Origin of the sequence: Flavobacterium sp. SLB02, assembly GCF_009664855.1 — a bacterium.
GTDB lineage: Bacteria > Bacteroidota > Bacteroidia > Flavobacteriales > Flavobacteriaceae > Flavobacterium.
On record NZ_CP045928.1, the window covers coordinates 6,265,006 to 6,284,376 of the forward strand.

Sequence of the window (19,371 nt, forward strand, 5' to 3'; positions counted from 1 at the left end):
TTGTGATTATATATTTACGATTAGGACTGCAAACTGAAACTGCAAACTGCGACTTTTTTCATTTCCTGCTAACCCCCGCACTTTCAAAACTTGCCATATCATTCAAAAAAGTTTCAGCCGATTTTAAAATTGGAAAAGCAATTGCACATCCAGTTCCTTCGCCCAAACGTAAATCAAGATTTAAAATAGGTTTTGCATCTAGGTAATCAAGAAGTTTTTGATGCGCTTTCTCGGCAGAGCAATGACAGAAAACGGCGTTATTTTTAATGTCAGGATTTATTTTAAAAGCAATCAAAAATGCGGTGCTGCAAATAAAGCCATCAACTAAAATTAGCATTTTATTATCAAAAGCGGTCAACATTCCGCTGGCGATTTGTATAATTTCAAAACCTCCAAAATAGGAGAGCTGTTGTTTTAATTCGGCTTGACCGGAATAATTTTCAATCGCTTTTTTTAGAATATTTTGTTTCTCAAGTAGTTTTTCATTTTCGACTCCAGTTCCTTTTCCAACACAATCTTCGATAGGTAAACCCGTTAAAAGGCTCATTAAAACCGAAGCTGTAGAAGTATTTCCAATTCCCATTTCGCCAAAACCAATACAATTAGAACCGGTTTTAGCAATGTGCTCAACAATCGATTTTCCTTTATCGAAACACAACTGTAATTCGGTTTCGCTCATAGCAGGAATGTGTGAAAACGACTGCGTTCCTTTTGCAATTTTCGCATGAATTAAATTCGCATTGGTGGGGAAATCATAATTTACACCAGCATCTACAATCGATAATTGAATGTCATTCTGATTACAGAAAATATTTATCGCTGCACCACCTTCGAGAAAATTACCCACCATTTGTCGGGTAACATCTTGCGGATAAGCACTCACGCCATGATTGGCAATGCCGTGATCTGCGGCAAAAACCACAATATTAGGATTTGTTATTTTTGGATTCAGAGTTTCAAAAACCGTTGCCATCTGAAAAGCCAGCTTTTCCAGAGTTCCTAAAGAACCAATAGGTTTGGTTTTAGAATCTATTTTTTCCTGTAAAAGTCTAGTGAAATCAGGTTTTGGTTCAGCTGATTTTTCAACTTTTAGATTAAAATCTAAAACAGGAATTTCGGTAACGTTTTTAATTTCTGTACAAATCGGAGCTTCAGATTTTTGTTTCCAATGTAACTGCTGCAACATAGGTTGATTATCGTAATTCGTTGCTGGTTTTCCAATACAGAAATAACCCAAAGGTTCTATATTTTCAGGTAAATCAAGGATCTTTTTAAACTGATAATAATCTAAAATCGAAACCCAACCCATGCCGTAACCCTGCTCTGTAAGCGAAAGCCAGATATTTTGGGCAGCGCAAACCGAACTAAATTTTACCGCTTCGTTACTGCCTACAGTCCCAATCGTAAACTGATTGAGAACCGATCGATCATAAGCAATAATAAGCCCGATTGGTGCTTCTTCAATCGCTTCCAATTTCAAGGTTTTATAGTGCTCCTTTTGTTCCGGATTATCGGTAAGTTCCTCTGCTTTTTTATTGTAATCTAAAAACAGATTTTTTACAGCCGTTTTAACTTCATCAGATTTAATGATAAAATAGCGCGTAGCATCAGTCAAACCAACAGATGGTGCCCAATGTCCGGCCTGTAAAGCTTTCTCTATTACTTCATCAGGAACTTCATCGGCAGTAAAATGTCGGGTATCCCGGCGCGATTTTAAAATATCATCTAAGTAGCTCATTATTAAATTCCATTTTTTTTAAATTCCAAATATGTGGAAAATTCCAAAATATAAATTCCAAATTCCAACTCAATATCAATGACAATTTCAATGTCAATGACAAAAATTATTTTAATGTGAAATTTTAATATTTAAGTAAAGATAAAGTATAGCGTTGGAATTTGGGATTTTAAAATTTGAGATTTTTTATTGACATTGACATTGATTTTTGAAATTGCCATTGTCAGCCTTTTATCTTAACCGAAATCCCTGAAACCATCAAAAACACCTCATCAGCATTAGATGCCAAAAACTGATTCATCCAGCCTTGCAATTCGGTAAATTTTCTGCCAATATGAGTTTCGGCATGAACACCCATTCCAATTTCGTTGGTGACAATAATTAGTGTGGCATTTTTTTGATTGGCAATCGAAAGAAACTCTTTTTTAGCTTCGTCCAGACTTAAATTCACATCATATTGATGATCTGTAAAAAAGTTGGTCAGCCAGAGCGTTACACAATCGATCAAGGCTATTTTTTCGGTAAAATCAATTTTACTTAAATACTTTTCCTCTTCAATATTCGTCCATCGTTCATCACGTTCTTGTTGATGGCGATCGATTCTGTTCTGGAAATCAGTATCCCATTTTCTTGCCGTTGCCACATAAATCGGTGAATCTGAAAGTTGTAAAGCCAGGTTTTGCGCATAGCTGCTTTTTCCTGATCGTTCGCCTCCTGTAATTAAGTAAATCATTATAATTGTGAATTGTAAGTTGTAAGTTGTGAATTGTTATGGCGTTCCCTACGGTCGGGCTATCCGCTATATCTTTTATTTTTTAAAGAAAAAAATAAAAAGATACCGCTGCTATCCCTAACGCAAAAGACCAATAGCATTAAAAAAAACAGTTATAAATTTATAACTAATAATTCATAACTCATAACTTTTAATATGGGCAATGACGACAATCATTTCCGCAGCAAGAGCCTCTTTTTAGATGAAACCATGTTTTAAAAACATAATTGCCATTTTCAATATAATAATCGATTCCTTCAATTAATTTTTCCTGTTTGGATAAAGTTATAGCTTTGTTTTTAAGCGCTTTTTGAGGTGTAATCGTTTCTACATAAGCATCAATTTTGTCTTCGCAAGCTTCTTTAAAACAAACCGGGCAGAGGCAATCGCCACCTTCAGAAAGATTAAAAATAGGAGGAAAATCATTGCACCAACATTTGCTTTCTGCTGAAATATCTCCACAAGTAAAAGAAGATTCGCAGCTGGAACAAACTTTTGTTTTTATGCTATTCATAGGTTAAAAGTGGTATTTGTTGCGTTTTGTAAGAATAAAGGTAAATAAAAAAAATAGAAATTGCGTTACCTTTGTCACTATCAAAACGTAAATGATGAAATGGTGATGATTTAAATTAAATGTCAAAATCATGAAATCAATAACTATTCCTTAAAATAAGATAACCTATATATGAAACATTTATTCTCTAAATTGATTTTTATTTTACCTTTTTTTCTTCTTGTAGGATGTAAAAAAAATGAAACTGAAACTGTTGCAAAATCTGCCAATGCAAAAAATAGTATCGAATACGCATCTGGCCTATCTATCGTAAAGCACGATGGGTATTCAGTTGTAACCGTAACAGAACCGTGGCCAAATGCCAATGCAAAGTTTACTTATGTTCTAAAAGAAAAAGAAGCGAAAGTTCCGGACAGCTTACAAAAATATACCACAATAAAAGTTCCTTTAGAATCTGTTGTAGTAACCTCAACAACCAATATTCCGTTTCTTGAAATGTTAGAAGTCGAAGATAAATTGATCGGATTTCCTCATACTGATTATGTTTCATCTGAGAAAACAAGAGTTCTAATCGATAAAGGATCAGTTAAAAATGTTGGTGAAAACGAAAAGTTAAATATCGAGCAATTAATCGAATTGTCTCCGGATTTGATTGTAACTTTTGGTGTAGACAATAATAATCCAGCGCTGGATAATTTAAAGAAAAGTGGTTTAAATGTTTTAATTCAAGCCGACTGGATGGAGCAGTCTCCACTAGGAAAAGCAGAATGGATCAAACTTTACGGGGCTTTATTTGGTAAAGAAGACAAAGCCAAAGAATTATTTGATAAAATTGTTTTGAGTTACGATCAGGCCAAAAAATTAGTGGCCGATAAACCTGCCACTTCAACTGTTTTATACGGTTCTATGTACGAAGATGTTTGGTATGTAGCCAAAGGAAATAGCTGGGTAGCACAGTTTATGAAAGATGCCCATGCTAATTATTTATGGGCAGATTTAAAAGGAACGGGAAGCGAAGGTTTATCCTTTGAAAAAGTATTGGTAAAAGCCAAAACTGCCAATTTCTGGATTGCTTCAGGATCGTTTAAAACTTTAGCCGAAATAGAAAAGACAAATCCGCATTACAGTCAGTTCGATGCCTTTAAAAATAAAAACGTTTATACATTCGAAGGTAAATACGGCGCAACCGGAGGAACCGTTTATTATGAATTGGCTCCAAGTCGTCCGGATTTAGTGCTAAAAGATTATATCAAGATTTTTCATCCTGATCTATTGCCAAGCTATGAATTTACTTTTGCATCAAAATTAAACTAAGCGTATTGATCAATAAAAAGCGAAATATAATCCTGTTTTCAGTACTTGGTTTAGCACTTTTATTTATGTTTTTTCTGGACATTAGTCTGGGCTCTATTACTATTCCGTTCAAAGAAGTATGTACGAGTTTAACAGGAGGTCAGGCCAGTAAATCGACCTGGGAATATATCATAATTAATTATCGTTTGCCAAAAGCAATTACGGCAATGCTAGTTGGTGTAGGTTTGTCTATAAGCGGACTTTTAATGCAAACCTTATTTAGGAATCCGTTGGCGGGCCCGGATGTTTTAGGATTAAGTTCCGGAGCAATACTAGCCGTAGCCATTGTAATTTTAGGAGCAGGTTTTTTACCCTCGTTTTTAAACGTAATTTTATTGTCCCCGTACGGAATCGTATTTGCCTCAACATTAGGAAGTGTTTTGGTTTTAATGCTGGTTTTGTTAGTAGCACAGCGTTTACGAAACACAATGGCAATTCTAATTATAGGACTTATGTTTGGTAGCTTTACAAGCGCTATCGTGGGCGTTTTAACTTATTTTAGTTCGGCAGAACAGTTACAAAAATTTACTTTTTGGTCATTAGGAAGCCTCGGAAACCTTTCCTGGACCTCTATTTCTATCCTGGCATTTTGTGTTGGTTTTGGTTTGCTTTTAAGCGCTAGCAGCATCAAACCGCTAAATGCACTACTTCTTGGCGAAAATTACGCTAAAAGCATGGGATTGAATTATAAAAAGGCAAGACTGATCATCATATTCGCCACAAGTATCTTAGCCGGAAGTGTTACCGCTTTTGCAGGTCCAATAGCCTTTATAGGTTTAGCGGTTCCGCATATCGCAAAACTGACATTTCAAACGAGTAATCACTCCGTTTTATATTGGAGCACATTTTTTTACGGCGGTATAATCATGCTATTTTGTGATATGGCATCACAATTACCGGGATTAGATACGACATTGCCTATTAATGCCATAACATCAATAATTGGAGCACCCGTTGTAGTGTATTTATTAATGCGCAAAAGAAATTTTCAGTAAATAATTGGCCCGCAGATTAAGCGGATTAAACAGATTTGCACAGATTGATAAATCATTTTAATCTTATAATCTGTAACAAAAAAAACTTAGCATCTCAGAATCTTAGTAACTTTAAAAGATGAAATCAATCCTAAAAACTTCAAATTTAAGCATTGGCTATAAGTCCAAGAAATCAACTGTGGTTATTGCAGAGAATCTTAATTTGAACTTATCTGCAGGAAAACTCATTTCATTAATAGGAGCAAACGGAATCGGGAAATCGACTTTACTAAGAACCATTACAGGAATTCAGGAACCTTTGGTAGGAAATGTTTTTCTGAACGATAAAAATATAAATACCTATAAGCCTCTTGATTTAGCACAGAATTTAAGTTTAGTCTTAACAGAAAAATTGCCGCCAAGTAATCTTTCCGTTTTCGAACTGGTGGCATTAGGCCGTCAGCCTTACACGAATTGGATTGGCACTTTGACTCCAACCGATATCGAGAAAGTCCAGGAAGCATTACAATTGACTCAAATCGAACATCTGGCTCAAAAAAAACATTACGAAATTAGCGACGGACAATTGCAAAAAGTCCTAATAGCAAGAGCATTGGCACAAGATACACCGCTTATTATTTTAGATGAACCCACAACACATCTTGATTTATTACACAAAGTTTCATTGTTTAAATTGCTGAAAAAACTAACGCAGGAAACTCAAAAATGTATTTTGTTTTCGACCCATGACATCGACTTAGCGATTCAGCTAAGCGACGAAATGATCATTATGACACCAGAGTTGATTGTTCAGGATGAACCTTGTAATTTAATTTCAAACGGAAGTTTTGCCAATTTGTTCAAAGACGAACATATTATTTTTGATGCAGAAAAAGGGAAGTTTGTAATTACTTAAACTATATTATTTTCTCTCTTATATCTATTTCTGTGTATTCTAAGAGTGATCGATAATTCACTAATATCCGTACTTAATTTTGAAAGATCAAATTTCATTACCTGACCTGAATCAATGATGTAATAAATGAAATAATCATTGCTGTTTTCGGAATTTACATACTCAGTAACCACTCTTTCATTTTCAATATTACTCCACGGCACCAGAATTAAATTTCGGTATTGAATTCCTTTCGAATTAATTCTAAACTGAATTTCATCAATTCTCTTTATTTCTTTAACTAAGTAAGGGATTTGAAATAGAAAAATACCCGACAATAAAAGCGATACAGTAGAGAGATTCTGGTTTAAATAATATATTGCAGCAACAGCAAGTCCAATTAAAAGTAATATCCTCAAAAGAATATTTGTCCTTGTGTAATAAATTAAAGTTTCTTTAGAATAGTTTAGATTATTTGCGTCTATTAGAGGTCTCATCTTTAGATTTTCAATCCAATTTGTCTTTTAGCTTCGCCAACTACAAAAGCCACAGAATTCGCAATATTAAAACTTCTGATTAATTTGGACATCGGAATCGTTAAATGATTGTCAAAACGAGCTAAAACCTCTTTGCTTAATCCAACACTTTCTTTTCCAAAAACCAACCAGTCTCCATCCTGGAAATCAGTTTCCAGATATGATTTTTCAGCGTGAGAACTCATTAGGAAAACGCGTGACTGATCCGGAATTTGCTGAATCCATTCTTCAATATTTTGATATTCGGTAACATCAAGATGTACCCAATAATCCAAACCGGAACGCTTTAGGTTTTTATCATTAATTACAAATCCAAACGGATGAATTAAGTGCAACCTACTTTCGGTACCCACACATAATCGTCCAATATTTCCAGTATTATTTGGTATTTCAGGCTCTACAAGAACAACGTTTAGCATTTTTTTGAGTTATGAATTATGAATTAAGAATTAAGAATTATGAGTTTTTAATAATTATCAAATTATCAAATTGACACATTGTCTAATTAAAATTTTTCTAATTTGAAAAAATCCGGAACTTCTAAAACCTCACCGGCTTTTAGATCCTGCAAATATACATTTCCTATACGAACACGAACCAATCTTAAAGTAGGAAAACCAACAGCAGCGGTCATTTTTCTCACCTGACGAAACTTTCCTTCGTTTACCGTTATTGATGCCCATGAAGTTGGTCCGTGACGTTCGTCCCGTATCTTTTTTGCCCTTGGTCCAAAATCAGGAATTTCGGTTACAATAAAAGCAGAGCAGGGTTTCGTTTTGTATTTGCCGCCATCAAAACCAATTTCTACACCTTTTTGCAATTCTTCAATCGCTTGCGGAGTAATAATGCCGTCAACCTGAACATAATATTCTTTATCGACTTTTTTGCTTCGTATTTGTTCACTCACTTTTCCGTCGGTTGTCAATAAAAGCAATCCTTCAGAATCTTCGTCAAGCCTGCCAATAGCCATTGTACCTTCGGGGAAATCATATAATTCTCCCAAAAGCTTTTTCTTTCTTTTTAATTCATAAATAAATTGACTCAGATAGCCGTAAGGTTTAAAAAGAATAAAATGTTGATGCATGCCGTATTTTTTGACTGCAAAGATAGTTTTGTTTCAGATGGAATTAAAATATTGATGGAATAATCCAAATGCAATGTTAAAGGACTTAGTTTTCATCCTAAGAATTCGTAATATTATAATACTAACACTAAAATACAAAATTATGGAAGCTAATAATTTAGGATCGAAAAAGATAAATGGAGTACAAAAAAATATAGATGAATCTAAAGGGAAAAACATCTCGCACGATGGAAAAACAGAAGATCCGAATTTAAAAAAAGAAGTTGTTACAGATACTGACGGAAACAAAAAAGTAGTAGACAGAGCCCGAAATGAAAATGAGGATATAAAAGAAGTAAAAGATAATGAAAAATCTAGTGCGAATGCAAATCGCGGAGTTGCATCAGATGAAGAGGCAAAAAAAACGGTAGAGAATAAAGACAGAAATTCAGACATCACACCCAATCGTTATCCTAATTCTAATCCTGAAAGTCATGAAGATCGTGGAAACATGAAATTAGATGAGGAGTAAGTCCTGTCTTTAAATAGTGAATATCTTGCTGAATTTAGCCGTTTTTTTATAAAATAACATTTGATTGGCAAACGACGTTAATGTTATTTTAAACTTGATTTTGAGATTGGTCGTCCCTGTGGATCTTCGTAAATTGTAGTACAAATTTTAAATATATTAAAAATGGCACTTTTAGAAAACAAAGTAGCTTTTGTATCTGGTGGAGGTTCAGGAATTGGACGTGCAGTGGCAGAAGCTTACGCTCGAGAAGGAGCAAAAGTAGTACTTTCAGATATTAACGTAGAACACGGCGAGGAAACCGTAAAATTTATAAAGGACAAAGGTGGTGAAGCTTTTTTTGTAAAAGGAGATTCATCCAGTGCAAGCGAAAATAAACATATGGTCGAAGTAACCGTTTCTAAATACGGCCGACTTGACATTTCCTGTAACAATGCAGGAATGGGAGGCCCCGCAAAACCAACAGGAGAATATGAACCCGAAGCCTGGGATAAAGTAATTGCGCTGAATTTAAGCGGAGTTTTTTATGCCTGTCGTTACCAATTAGAACAAATGGAGAAAAATGGCGGAGGAAGTATTGTAAACATTGCCTCTATTCACGGTCAGGTTGCCGCTCCGCTTAGTCCTGCTTATACAGCATCAAAACATGGAGTGGTAGGTTTAACCAAAAATATTGCAGCAGAATATGCGCTGAAAAATATTCGTTGTAATGCAGTTGGGCCAGGATACATTGAAACCGCCTTATTAAAAGATCATTTAAATAATGATGCAATGAAAGCTATTGCCGCAAAGGCACCTATGAACCGCTTAGGAACTGCCGAAGAGATTGCAGAATTAGTAGTGTTTTTAAGTTCTGAAAAATCTTCTTTCACAACCGGAAGTTATATAATAGCAGATGGTGGTTATACTGCAATCTAAAGTTTTTTACTATAAATTAAGAAAAGCTATCTCCATTTGAGGTAGCTTTTTTTATTTCTAATCAGGTACTTAAAATAAGTTTTATCTTGTTAATTATTTTGATTGAAGTAAATTCTTTCAATAACATATAATTTTGTAAAGCTAGTGTTTGTCTGATAAATGTTTAATTAATCCGGCTTTAAAGTGAATTTAGTTAGCGAATTTTTATAAAATTGGACACGATAAGTTTAAGGTTTAACAATATTCTCTTAACTTTAAAGGATATAAATTTGATTTCTAAAAACTCTATTATTCAACGTATGAAAAACATTTACTCTGTACGCCACCTCATGGCACTTTTAATTTTTTGTTGTTGCTGTTCTGGAAATCTTCTGGCGCAGATTATAATGCCTGACCCAATTTTAAAATTGCCTTATAAACAAGATTTTAGTACCTGGCCAATAGATGGTACAAACTTTTTGCCTGGTTTTCAGGGATGGGTTGCGGGTGGTAATACTGCAGGTCAAACCTCATATGTTACTGATGCTACTCTAACAGCTAACGGAACCATAATAGCTGGTAAAGATGCTGCGAATACTGCTGGTAGTTTTTATAACTATGATGGAAAAATTGGTTTTCTAAATACAGGTGCGCTAAATCTTACACTTGGTTTTGCTTTTTCAACTATAGGTAAAACTGCTATACCGGTTCAGTATGATGCAATGACGATTAGAAATCCTTATGATATTCCTCCAAAAACGACTAATAGCAGGATTAATGAAATGGTTTTGCAATACAGAATTGGAGATAACACTCCTTTTGTTACGTTAGATGCAACAGCGTATAGAAATAATACCGAAAATCAGTTGAGTGGTGTAAAAGATCAAAAACTCGAAACAAAAAAAATTATATTACCTGTTGAGTGCGAAAATAAACCATTAGTTCAAATAAGATGGATTTCAAGACAGGAATCAGGAGGAGGTTCACGTCCTTCTTTTGCAATTGATAATATAATAGTTGGAAGAGATGATGCCGCTCCTAGTAATGAGACTGGCTACCCAAAGGCAGCTGCTATTTTGGGACAAGGATTTGATTTTGTTAATAAAATCGACGAAATAGGTAAGACTTATTATGTTTTACTACCAGGCGGAAGTACAGCTCCAACAATTGCTCAAGTAAAAGTAGGTCAGGATTCAAATGGAATTGCAGCTTTGCAATCTGGATTTCTTGACATTACAAATGCTTCTCTGGAATATGTAAAAAGCTTTACAGGATTAAGTTTAAATACTGCCTATTCTGTTTTTTCTATTTCTGAAGATCCCTTCAATAATATTCAGGATAATGTAACTAAAACAGATGTGACTACTGCAAGTGTATTAGTGCCATCTTTGGCAACAACAGTTGCTTCTCTTGACTTTGGATTAGTAGAACAAGATTATAATTCAGAAAATTTAAGTTACCAGATTCAGGGAGCAAATATTTCAACAGACGTTACGGTAAGTGCTACAGGAAATTTTACAGTTTCGAAAGACGGAAACAATTTTGCCACATCGATACTATATGCAGCAACAGATTTTGCTTCTAATGCGACGCCGACAGTCTATGTTAGATTTACTCCAACTGTGGCTGAAAGTTTTTCAGGACAAATTGCACATGAAATTACCAAAGGTGCAACAAAAACAGTTATGCTTACAGGAATAGGAACTAATCCGTATGTGGAAGGTTTTAATAACTCAAATGTTCTTACTAATGGTACCTGGACGCAATATGATGTAGCAGGGCCATTAAATAAATGGAGTACAACAACAGTAGCAAGAAACGTAAACTCAGGAGCTGGTGCAGTATTGATGAACGGATATTCTGATACAGGAGCCAGCAAAGACTGGTTGATTTCGCCAAGATTACGTTTAGACAATACAGCTAAATTTGATAAAATGGCATTGCTTTCGTTTTATTCCCGCAAGTTCTACTCAGGAAGCGATTTAAAATTAATGGTTTCTACTAATTACGATGGTAAAAGCAATCCTGAAACGGCTACCTGGACAGAATTAGATGGTAAATTTCCAATAACAACAGGATCGTATTTTAAATCTCAATACATCAAATTAGATGCTTATAAAACCAACAACACGTATTTGGCGTGGGTTTATGTAACAACAGCCGGAGGAACAAATAATGCAGCAGAATGGTCTATAGATGATTTTGCCATTACCAATGAAATAGGTTATGTCGATTCGAATCCTAATTTAAATTTTGGAGTAGTAAATAAGGGAAATACTTCTGCGAGTCAGTCATTTACACTTAAGGCTGAAAATTATGGTGATATCACCTTAACAGCGCCGGCAGATTATCAATTGTCGCTGGATAATGTTTCGTTTCAATCTAGTGTTTTTGTTACTTCGGCAGATGCATTAGCAACCAAAACAATTTTTGCAAGATTTGTACCTTCTGTAAAAACATTTGCAATTTCGGGAGCATTAACGGTAACAGGAACTTCTTTAAATAAGAAAATTGGGTTTTTCACCGGATCTTCATTACCACAAGAAGATACTTTTGATGTGGTTACTTATAATTTAGAATTTTTTGGAGCCCCAACGGCGGCTTACGGACCCACAGACAAAACGATACAGCTTGAAAACGTGGCAAAAGTCATGAATAAATTAAATGCTGATGTATATGTGGTTCAGGAAGTTTCCAGTGATGCTCAAATTGATGCTTTAATTCAAAAAATAAATATAAACGGTAAGACCTTCGATAAAACAATTTCGACATCTTGGTCATATTCATGGGATCCAAATTCAGATCCTAGTTTTCCTCCGCAAAAACTCGTAGTTCTTTATAATACACAAACTGCTACTATCAAAGCTACAAAAGTAATGTTCAAAGATTTGTATGATGAAGTTCGTGCAGGTACAAAAAATTTAACAAATTATCCAGGAGGTAGTGGTTCAAGTTTCTTTTCATCGGGACGTTTACCTTATATGGTGCAAATCGAAACGAATATTGGCGGAGTAAAAAAACTGCTTAATTTGGTTGATCTTCATGCTCGTGCCAATAGCGGAACTGATATTAGCAAATACAACCAGCGTAAATATGATTCTCAGGTATTAAAAGATAGTTTAGATCAATATTATGCAAATTCTAATTTAATTATTTTAGGAGATTATAATGATGATGTGAAAGCATCAGTTATTACTCCAAATCCTTCGTCGTATAAGATGTTTGTAGATGATACCGCAAATTATACTGCACTTACTTTAGAAATTAGTAAGGCGGGTGCTTATAGTTTCCTGAGTTCGGGAGGATTTTTAGACCATATCATGATTTCTAATGAATTGAATGATCAGTATATTCAAAATTCAATTGCAGTTTATGATCCTCGTACGGATATTGCAAATTATACCACGACAACATCAGATCACGGACCAGTAATAGCTCGTTTTCAATTAACAGGAAACTTGTCTATAATTGATTATGAGCTGAAAAACGGATATCTGGTAAAAGCATACCCAAATCCTGCGACAGATGTTGTAAATGTTGAAGTGAAAACCAATGATAATAAGAAACTAAAATTAAAATTTTATGATATTTCAGGTCATTTAATTGGAAATTCTGTAGAAATAAATGCAACACAAGACTTGAGTGCAACCGCTATTCCGGTAAGTTATTTACAATCCGGAATTTATTTTTATACCTTGACAGAGAACAATAAAGTTGTTTATAAAGGTAAGGTTATAAAAAAATAAAAGTAATCTAAATGATAAAAGAGGCATCTGCTGTTGTGGATGCCTCTTTATTTTTTAGAATAATCTTCTGAATTTGTTTAAGTCGATGTCGGGAGAAATTTTATAGAAAAAATCCAACTGCCATTGTTGTGTTTTCTGCGCTTGTTTGCTCGTGGTTTCATCCCAGGGTGGATAAACTCTTGTGGCTCTTTTTCCTTCTTTAGTTGCTGTAGAAAAGATTCCTTTTTCCAGCAAGATGCTTTTCGGAAAAATAAATTGTCCAAATAAATCATTTTTTCGAACGCTTACAATCACAAAATCAATTGGATCTGAAGCATCAAAAGGCTCGATAATTCGGCTGTGATTTCTTTTCCATAAAGTTACGAACTGACCTGTTTTTGTTGGAGTAATTTTTGCCGTCCGATAACAGATCCTCTTTTGATTTAAATAAAAACGATAGGCATCATAATCAGCACTCTCATTTTCAGGTTGAGGTGATGCAATTTCAAAATCGCAACAATCATAAACCAATTCTTTTGCAATAATAAGATCTTTAGGCACTGATTTTAGATCATTCCAATTGTTTTTGATTGTCATTTTAAGGGAGGTGTGTGTTGCGTTATTTGGGTAAAAATACCACAAAAAGAACTTTAAAAAGAAACATTCAACCCAAAATTAAATCCCCATTGAAACTGATTAAAAGATTGATTATTTAACGGATTTATATAATAGTTCATTGCAGGTTCTACAAAAACGTTTGTTTTCTTGTAAACACGATATTGCAATGTACTACTTAACGTAGACCCATAAACATAATCATTTGCATTTACATTCTGGCCAATCGAATTGCCATCTAATGCCACATTATTAGAAATCAGTTTTCCAACAAAACCACCCGTGTTTAAATTGACACTTGCTCTGTTCATACTAAAAACAACATACGAAACTTCTAAAGGCATTTCGAGATATCGTAAGTTTTGATCCAGATTCCCATTTTTAAGACTGTTATTTTCGATGTTATTTTGCTTGAATGCATCACTAGTCGAATTAGGAACAAATAAGTAATCATTATTAGCTGTAAGAGGTGCTGATACAGCCGCCGAAGCAGTTTGATTAAAATAGTCACTAGAACTAAAGAAAGTATTGTTTTTTGCACTTATATACGAAACGTTTGCAACACTCTGTCCTAATTCGTTAATTTTTAATCCAGAAGCAACCGCCCATTTCTTATTGATTTTGTATTTGGTTTTTACTCCGTAACTGTTACTTTGTCTTGAATCGTTTGTATTGCCCAGAGTTTTTTCGTTCTTGTAGTTTTCAGAACTTGCAACTCCGGCAAAAACTTCAACAGCCCATTTTTCAGCGTTAGGATTAAGTTTGTTTTTCTCTTTGTTTTCTTTTTTCTCTTCGGGGCTTAAACCTTTTTCTAAATTTTGAAGTTCTGCCAGTTGTACAGAATCTTTTTTGCTTAGAACATCATTAAATTTCGAACTGTTTTTTTGATTATTTGCCAGTTGTTTTTCAGAGAATAAATTAGCGCTGTTTTGCTTCGCTTGATTGTCAGTTATAGTTTTTTGATTACCACTCAAATTTGAGTTTGCAGTGGCAAAAGCAATAGTATTGTTGCTTTTTGAAGTTGATTGATCTTCAAAAATTGATTTTGATAATTGATTTTTTGAACTCGGATTAAACGGATTGACTTTACCGGCAGAAAACGTTTTTTCGGCTAAGATCTGATTGCTGGCTTTTTTATCTGCATTTGCAATATGATTTTTAGAAACTGAATTATATCCGTTTGTTTTGCCTGCTGCCAAAGCTTTTTCAGCCAAAGTTTTGTTCGAAAATTTCTTATCTGTAAAAGGCTGAATTTTCGAATTTGGATTAAATAATGCTGTTTTACCTGAAACAGTATTTTTTTCTGATACTACCTGATTTGAAACGTTTTTATCAGCTTTCGCTATTTGATGCTGCGAATCTGAGTTAAATCCGTTTTTTTGATCCAAAACAAGTGTTTTTTCGGCTAAAGCCTGATTATTATTTGGCTTTTCAGCATTTGTTTTTGAATTTAAAATATCATTATTACTATTATTTTTAGAGTCTGAATGGGCAACTGCTGTTTTTTGATTTTGATTTTTTTGAGAATTTTTAGGTTGATTAACCTCGTTTTTTATAGATGAAACGTCATTAATAATATCAGATTCTTTTTCGGTAACAACTTTTCCTGATTTGTTTTCCTCAGTCGAGATTGTTCTGTTTGTATTCGTGTCATTTTTCTGATCATCAAGAACAACATTATTTTTTTGCTGAGAATCAATTTGTATCGTTTTAATTCCTAAAGTTGAATTAAAATGTAAAACAGAAGGGAGTAACAAGCCTAATAATAAGCATGCCGCAGCCGACCACCAAAGAATAGCCCTTTTCTTCTTTTTTGGTTTGTCTAATTTTTTCTCAATTTCACCCCATAATTCAGGAGGCGGAACACTCGAAAAGTCTTCCATTGATGAAAAAATATCTTCTATATTTTGCTTTTTCATGCTATTTTAAAATTTTTTATGCTCAGTATTCTTTTTTGCAAAATGTGCTTGGCCCTGTTTAAATTTGATTTTGACGTTCCTTCTGAAATTTTTAATAATTCTGCAATTTCCCGATGTTTCATTTTTTCAAAAACATATAAGTTAAAAACCGTTCGGTATTGATCAGGTAAATCCCGGATATATTCTAATAGTTTTTCTTGTTCAATAGGAGCAATATCTAATTCTTCTTCCTCAACAAAATCCGTATCAGGATCAAAAACATCTAAAAAAAAGCTTTCCTTTTTCTTTTTATTTAAGGTTTCAATTAGTTTGTTAATGAAGATACGTTTTAACCAGCCTTCAAAACTTCCTTCAAATTTATATTGACTTATTTTTTGAAATACAATCACAAAAGCTTCCTGAAAAACATCTTTTGCATCATCCTCATTTTTCATATACTTTAGGCAAATACCATATAAAACAGGAGAGAACAACTGATAAATTTTCAGTTGTCCCTCTCTGTCATTTTTTATGCACAGTAGAATGTATTTTTCTAAATCGTCTTTCAAAAAAGTAGTATTGTTTGGTTTTGCAAAAATAGTTTTTATAAGCTTATAAAACTACCTTTTAAAAATAGTAAGGGTTGCATCCTGGTTATTGCTGACAATCGTTAAATTTTGATTGTCAAGACTTTCTATGATATAAGTCTTGCCTTCAAAAGTAATTAAGTCATTTTCTGACTGGTCAAAAAAGCTGCTGCCTTTTTCTATTTGATAAGCACTATTTCTAATTTCTACATTGTTTTTGTAAGTGATAACTCTTCCGTCAGGAGTAAAATGACCTTCTTTGTAAATCCGATAGTTTTAGGTGTCGCCGTGTATGGGTTACTGCCTCCTCCAGTCGATTTTTGCCAGATCCAGGTTTTTACAATAGATCCGGTGTTCATTTTTGTCGATTCTAACGAATGAGCCGTTGAAAAGAGCTACATAACTATGATAAATAATAAGAATTGCTTTTTCATGACTGATTATTTTTGAGCCGCAATTTTATCCTGAATAGCTTTTTTGAAAGTTTTTATTTCAGCACTTTGATCACTAGTATCATTATTATCAATAAAAATCTTAGTTACAATTCCTGCCTGACGTAACTCAAAATAAGTACCACCCTGGTCAGCTGCATTTGGCGAACCGTAAGTTTTTGTTTGCCCTTTTAAACTTAAAATTTCTGCAGGTACGCTTTTTAAGAACAGTGTATAATCTCCTTTTTTACTTGTTGCAGTATATTTATATTGATTAAAATCAAAACCATTGGCAGCAACATTTTGGAATTTCAGGATATTATAATCATTCAATTGATAGAATTTTCTGCAGTCTGTTGCACCTGTACATTGATTAAAATAGCTTCCTATTACAATGTTGTCAGGATTCTCATTTGTTTTAGTAAAAAGAATTGGTTTTAAAGTTTTTGGAATTAAGATAAAATCGCTAGGATAGTTTACTGTCGAACTAATAGGTTCTCCAGGTTGAGGTGCTTTTTCATAATACGTAACCAGAATTTCGCATTTGTTTTCTACCATACCAGTTATTTTTATACCATAACCTGTTGTAGTTTTAAGACCTGAGAAAAGACCAACCAAATAATTTTTAGTAAAATCGATGCTTAGATCACCTGCATTTGGACAAGCACTAGAGCTTTCACGCTTAGTGAAGAAACTTTGTAATTTTTCATCTGAATTTACTAATATATAAGTGGGAACAGTTGGATAAGTTTTTACATTGTATGCACATAGAAGAGGAGTTCCTATAAATGCTGATTCTTCTGTTGGCCCGCAATCAGCCTTTATATCGTCATTATTAAGCGAGCACGCACTGAATCCAAAAGCTATAAATAAGCTTAACATTAATTTTTTCATGATAATTTTTTAATAGGTTATATATACTGTAGATGCACATGTTTTGAAATGGTTGCGTTAAAAAAAAGTTTTTTTTAAAGACGAATAATTTTCAAAGTGGTTTTTTAATTCAGACTGCGCATTAATATGTGAAATTTCGATTTTAAAAATTAAGCACTTCGTATTATTGATTACTTTTACTTTTTTAAAAAATAAATTTCGTTATGTTCGATTTTCTTCCCTGTTTAATAGCTTTTGTTGTCGCTTTATTTTTAGGCGTATTTTTGGGTAAGTTGCTGTTTTCGGCTAGATTTCAATCAGAAAAAGTGAGTCTCGAAGAGCGATTAAATTCGACTATAAACCAATTGCAATTGCAAAAAGAGCAATTTGAAAGGGAAAGGAATAATTTTGAAAAACAGGTTCAGTTGGTTGGTGTCGAAAAGGAAAACGTTCGAACAGAAAAAGACAGTCTGGCGATTCAGCTTTCTAAGAAAGAAGTAGATTTCGAAAATTTATGGGAACGCCATAAAGAACAAAAAAACGAAATAACGGAATTACAGGAAAAATTCACCAAAGAATTTGAAAATTTAGCCAATAAAATTCTCGAAGAAAAATCAGCAAAGTTTACCGAACAAAATAGCGAAAACATGAAAAATATCCTGCTGCCTTTGCAGGATAAAATTCACGGTTTTGAGCAAAAAGTAGAGCAAACCCACAAAGAAAGTATCGATTATCATGCAGCACTTCGTCAGCAGATAGTAGGCTTAAGCGAAATGAATGCTCAAATGAGCAAGGAAACCCTAAACCTGACCAAAGCCTTAAAAGGTGATAGTAAGATGCAGGGAAATTGGGGCGAACTGGTTCTCGAACGTGTTTTAGAAAAATCAGGTTTAGAAAAAGGACGCGAATACGAGGTACAGCAAAGTTTTACCAATAACGAAGGAAATCGCGTTTTTCCTGATGTTGTGATCAATTTGCCTGACGGAAAAAAAATGATTGTAGATTCTAAAGTTTCTTTGGTAGCTTACGAAAAATGGATTAACGAAGAATCTGAAATTCTTAAAATCGATTTTCTAAAAGAACACGTAAATTCTATAAAAAGACACGTGGAACAACTGGGCAACAAAAATTACCATGATTTGTACCAAATAGAAAGTCCTGATTTTGTTTTGCTATTTATCCCGATAGAACCGGCTTTTGCCATTGCATTAAACGAAGATTCTGCACTTTACAATAAAGCATTCGATCGCAATATCGTAATTGTAACCCCAAGTACTTTGCTTGCTACTTTAAGAACCATCGACAGTATGTGGGCCAATCAGAAACAACAGGAAAACGCTTTTGAAATCGCCAGACAAGCCGGAGCATTATATGATAAATTCGAAGGTTTTGTGACCGATCTGGTTAGAATTGGAAACAAAATTAAAGACACTAAAACAGAATATGAAAGCGCGATGAGTAAATTGGTTGATGGCAGAGGAAATTTAATTTCGAGTGTCGAAAAATTAAAGAAAATGGGAGCAAAGGCCAAAAAGTCATTGCCGGAAAATATAGTTGCCAGAGCTGCAAATATAGACGAAAATCAATCTTTAAATTAAGATTTTATGAAAAGAATTCTAATCATTATCGCAGCAATTTGTGTATTGGCATTTACGGCTTATTTCGCCTTTATCTATTATGTTCCTTACAGCGAGGGATATCGTTCAGGCGAGTTAATCAGAATGAGCCATAAAGGAGTGCTAATGAAAACCTGGGAAGGTGAATTGAGCCAGGGTGTTTCAGGATCGCAAATTTTTAGCTTTTCGGTTTTAGACAGTGATAAAGAAGTAATAGATCAATTGAATAATCTACAGGGACAATATGTAAAATTGACTTATGTAGAACGCTACAGAACGTTTAGCTGGTGGGGAGATTCCCATTTTTTTATCACTGCTATTCAAAAAGAAAACTCCCCATTTAAATATAAATAAT

19 protein-coding genes are annotated in these 19,371 nt (G+C 34.0%); 8 read left to right on the forward strand and 11 right to left on the reverse strand.

The genetic code is table 11. The features are described 5' to 3' along the window. Nucleotides 1-58: 58 nt before the first annotated feature. From cobT to GIY83_RS24330, 3 genes are all read right to left on the reverse strand, one after another. Nucleotides 59-1,738: a nicotinate-nucleotide--dimethylbenzimidazole phosphoribosyltransferase gene (gene cobT / locus GIY83_RS24320; RefSeq protein ID WP_208683915.1), complete on the reverse strand. Its 1,680-nt coding sequence runs from the start codon at nt 1,736-1,738 to the stop codon at nt 59-61. Nucleotides 1,739-1,961: 223 nt separating this feature from the next. Further along, on the reverse strand, nt 1,962-2,471 hold the full coding sequence (cobU, locus tag GIY83_RS24325; RefSeq protein WP_208683916.1) for a bifunctional adenosylcobinamide kinase/adenosylcobinamide-phosphate guanylyltransferase: 510 nt from the start codon (nt 2,469-2,471) through the stop codon (nt 1,962-1,964). Nucleotides 2,472-2,661: 190 nt separating this feature from the next. Beyond that, the gene (locus GIY83_RS24330) at nt 2,662-3,024 is read right to left on the reverse strand and encodes a DUF5522 domain-containing protein (RefSeq protein ID WP_194616763.1); all 363 of its coding nucleotides are present in this window, start codon (nt 3,022-3,024) and stop codon (nt 2,662-2,664) included. Nucleotides 3,025-3,195: 171 nt separating this feature from the next. On the opposite strand from GIY83_RS24330, the gene GIY83_RS24335 reads away from it, so the two are divergent. The 3 genes from GIY83_RS24335 to GIY83_RS24345 all read left to right on the forward strand — a co-directional run bounded on the left by GIY83_RS24335 (nt 3,196) and on the right by GIY83_RS24345 (nt 6,267). Beyond that, entirely contained in the window at nt 3,196-4,338 is a 1,143-nt protein-coding gene (locus GIY83_RS24335; protein WP_208683917.1) for an ABC transporter substrate-binding protein, read from the forward strand. A gap of 5 nt (nt 4,339-4,343) precedes the next feature. Next, a complete protein-coding gene (locus GIY83_RS24340; protein ID WP_370514224.1) occupies nt 4,344-5,372 on the forward strand; it encodes an iron chelate uptake ABC transporter family permease subunit in 1,029 nt (342 codons plus the stop codon). Between the two features lie 118 nt (nt 5,373-5,490). Beyond that, entirely contained in the window at nt 5,491-6,267 is a 777-nt protein-coding gene (locus tag GIY83_RS24345; protein ID WP_194616761.1) for an ABC transporter ATP-binding protein, read from the forward strand. On the opposite strand, the gene GIY83_RS24350 is transcribed toward GIY83_RS24345, so the two are convergent. The 3 genes from GIY83_RS24350 to GIY83_RS24360 all read right to left on the reverse strand — a co-directional run bounded on the left by GIY83_RS24350 (nt 6,264) and on the right by GIY83_RS24360 (nt 7,866). Further along, nucleotides 6,264-6,743 carry a hypothetical protein gene (locus tag GIY83_RS24350; RefSeq protein WP_194616760.1) on the reverse strand — a complete coding sequence of 160 codons (480 nt, stop codon included), beginning with the start codon at nt 6,741-6,743 and terminating at the stop codon, nt 6,264-6,266. The two genes, GIY83_RS24345 and GIY83_RS24350, sit on opposite strands and share 4 nt — an antisense overlap. A gap of 2 nt (nt 6,744-6,745) precedes the next feature. Then, nucleotides 6,746-7,201 carry a tRNA (cytidine(34)-2'-O)-methyltransferase gene (locus GIY83_RS24355; protein WP_194616759.1) on the reverse strand — a complete coding sequence of 152 codons (456 nt, stop codon included), beginning with the start codon at nt 7,199-7,201 and terminating at the stop codon, nt 6,746-6,748. An 86-nt stretch (nt 7,202-7,287) separates the two neighbouring features. After that, the gene (locus tag GIY83_RS24360) at nt 7,288-7,866 is read right to left on the reverse strand and encodes a pseudouridine synthase (protein WP_194616758.1); all 579 of its coding nucleotides are present in this window, start codon (nt 7,864-7,866) and stop codon (nt 7,288-7,290) included. A 142-nt stretch (nt 7,867-8,008) separates the two neighbouring features. On the opposite strand from GIY83_RS24360, the gene GIY83_RS24365 reads away from it, so the two are divergent. The 3 genes from GIY83_RS24365 (at nt 8,009) to GIY83_RS24375 (ending at nt 13,017) form a co-directional block, all read left to right on the forward strand. Continuing rightward, entirely contained in the window at nt 8,009-8,377 is a 369-nt protein-coding gene (locus GIY83_RS24365; RefSeq protein WP_194616757.1) for a hypothetical protein, read from the forward strand. A gap of 162 nt (nt 8,378-8,539) precedes the next feature. Next, on the forward strand, nt 8,540-9,292 hold the full coding sequence (locus GIY83_RS24370) for an SDR family NAD(P)-dependent oxidoreductase (protein WP_194616756.1): 753 nt from the start codon (nt 8,540-8,542) through the stop codon (nt 9,290-9,292). Between the two features lie 299 nt (nt 9,293-9,591). Beyond that, entirely contained in the window at nt 9,592-13,017 is a 3,426-nt protein-coding gene (locus tag GIY83_RS24375; RefSeq protein ID WP_208683918.1) for a T9SS-dependent choice-of-anchor J family protein, read from the forward strand. 54 nt (nt 13,018-13,071) lie between these two features. On the opposite strand, the gene GIY83_RS24380 is transcribed toward GIY83_RS24375, so the two are convergent. From GIY83_RS24380 to GIY83_RS24400, 5 genes are all read right to left on the reverse strand, one after another. Then, nucleotides 13,072-13,593 carry a MepB family protein gene (locus GIY83_RS24380; protein ID WP_194616754.1) on the reverse strand — a complete coding sequence of 174 codons (522 nt, stop codon included), beginning with the start codon at nt 13,591-13,593 and terminating at the stop codon, nt 13,072-13,074. 53 nt (nt 13,594-13,646) lie between these two features. After that, nucleotides 13,647-15,530, reverse strand: a complete 1,884-nt coding sequence (locus GIY83_RS24385) for a hypothetical protein (protein ID WP_208683919.1) — start codon at nt 15,528-15,530, stop codon at nt 13,647-13,649. Continuing rightward, nucleotides 15,527-15,964, reverse strand: a complete 438-nt coding sequence (locus GIY83_RS24390; protein ID WP_229029171.1) for an RNA polymerase sigma factor — start codon at nt 15,962-15,964, stop codon at nt 15,527-15,529. The genes GIY83_RS24385 and GIY83_RS24390 overlap by 4 nt, the downstream gene beginning before the upstream one ends. Before the next feature lie 338 nt (nt 15,965-16,302). Further along, a complete protein-coding gene (locus tag GIY83_RS25055; RefSeq protein WP_229029172.1) occupies nt 16,303-16,455 on the reverse strand; it encodes a hypothetical protein in 153 nt (50 codons plus the stop codon). Nucleotides 16,456-16,536: 81 nt separating this feature from the next. Beyond that, nucleotides 16,537-17,421, reverse strand: coding sequence for a protease complex subunit PrcB family protein (locus tag GIY83_RS24400; RefSeq protein WP_208683920.1), 885 nt, complete (start codon nt 17,419-17,421; stop codon nt 16,537-16,539). A 203-nt stretch (nt 17,422-17,624) separates the two neighbouring features. On the opposite strand from GIY83_RS24400, the gene rmuC reads away from it, so the two are divergent. Next, entirely contained in the window at nt 17,625-18,998 is a 1,374-nt protein-coding gene (rmuC, locus tag GIY83_RS24405; RefSeq protein WP_208683921.1) for a DNA recombination protein RmuC, read from the forward strand. A gap of 6 nt (nt 18,999-19,004) precedes the next feature. Beyond that, entirely contained in the window at nt 19,005-19,370 is a 366-nt protein-coding gene (locus tag GIY83_RS24410; RefSeq protein WP_194616749.1) for a 6-phosphogluconate dehydrogenase, read from the forward strand. Nucleotide 19,371: the final 1 nt, after the last annotated feature.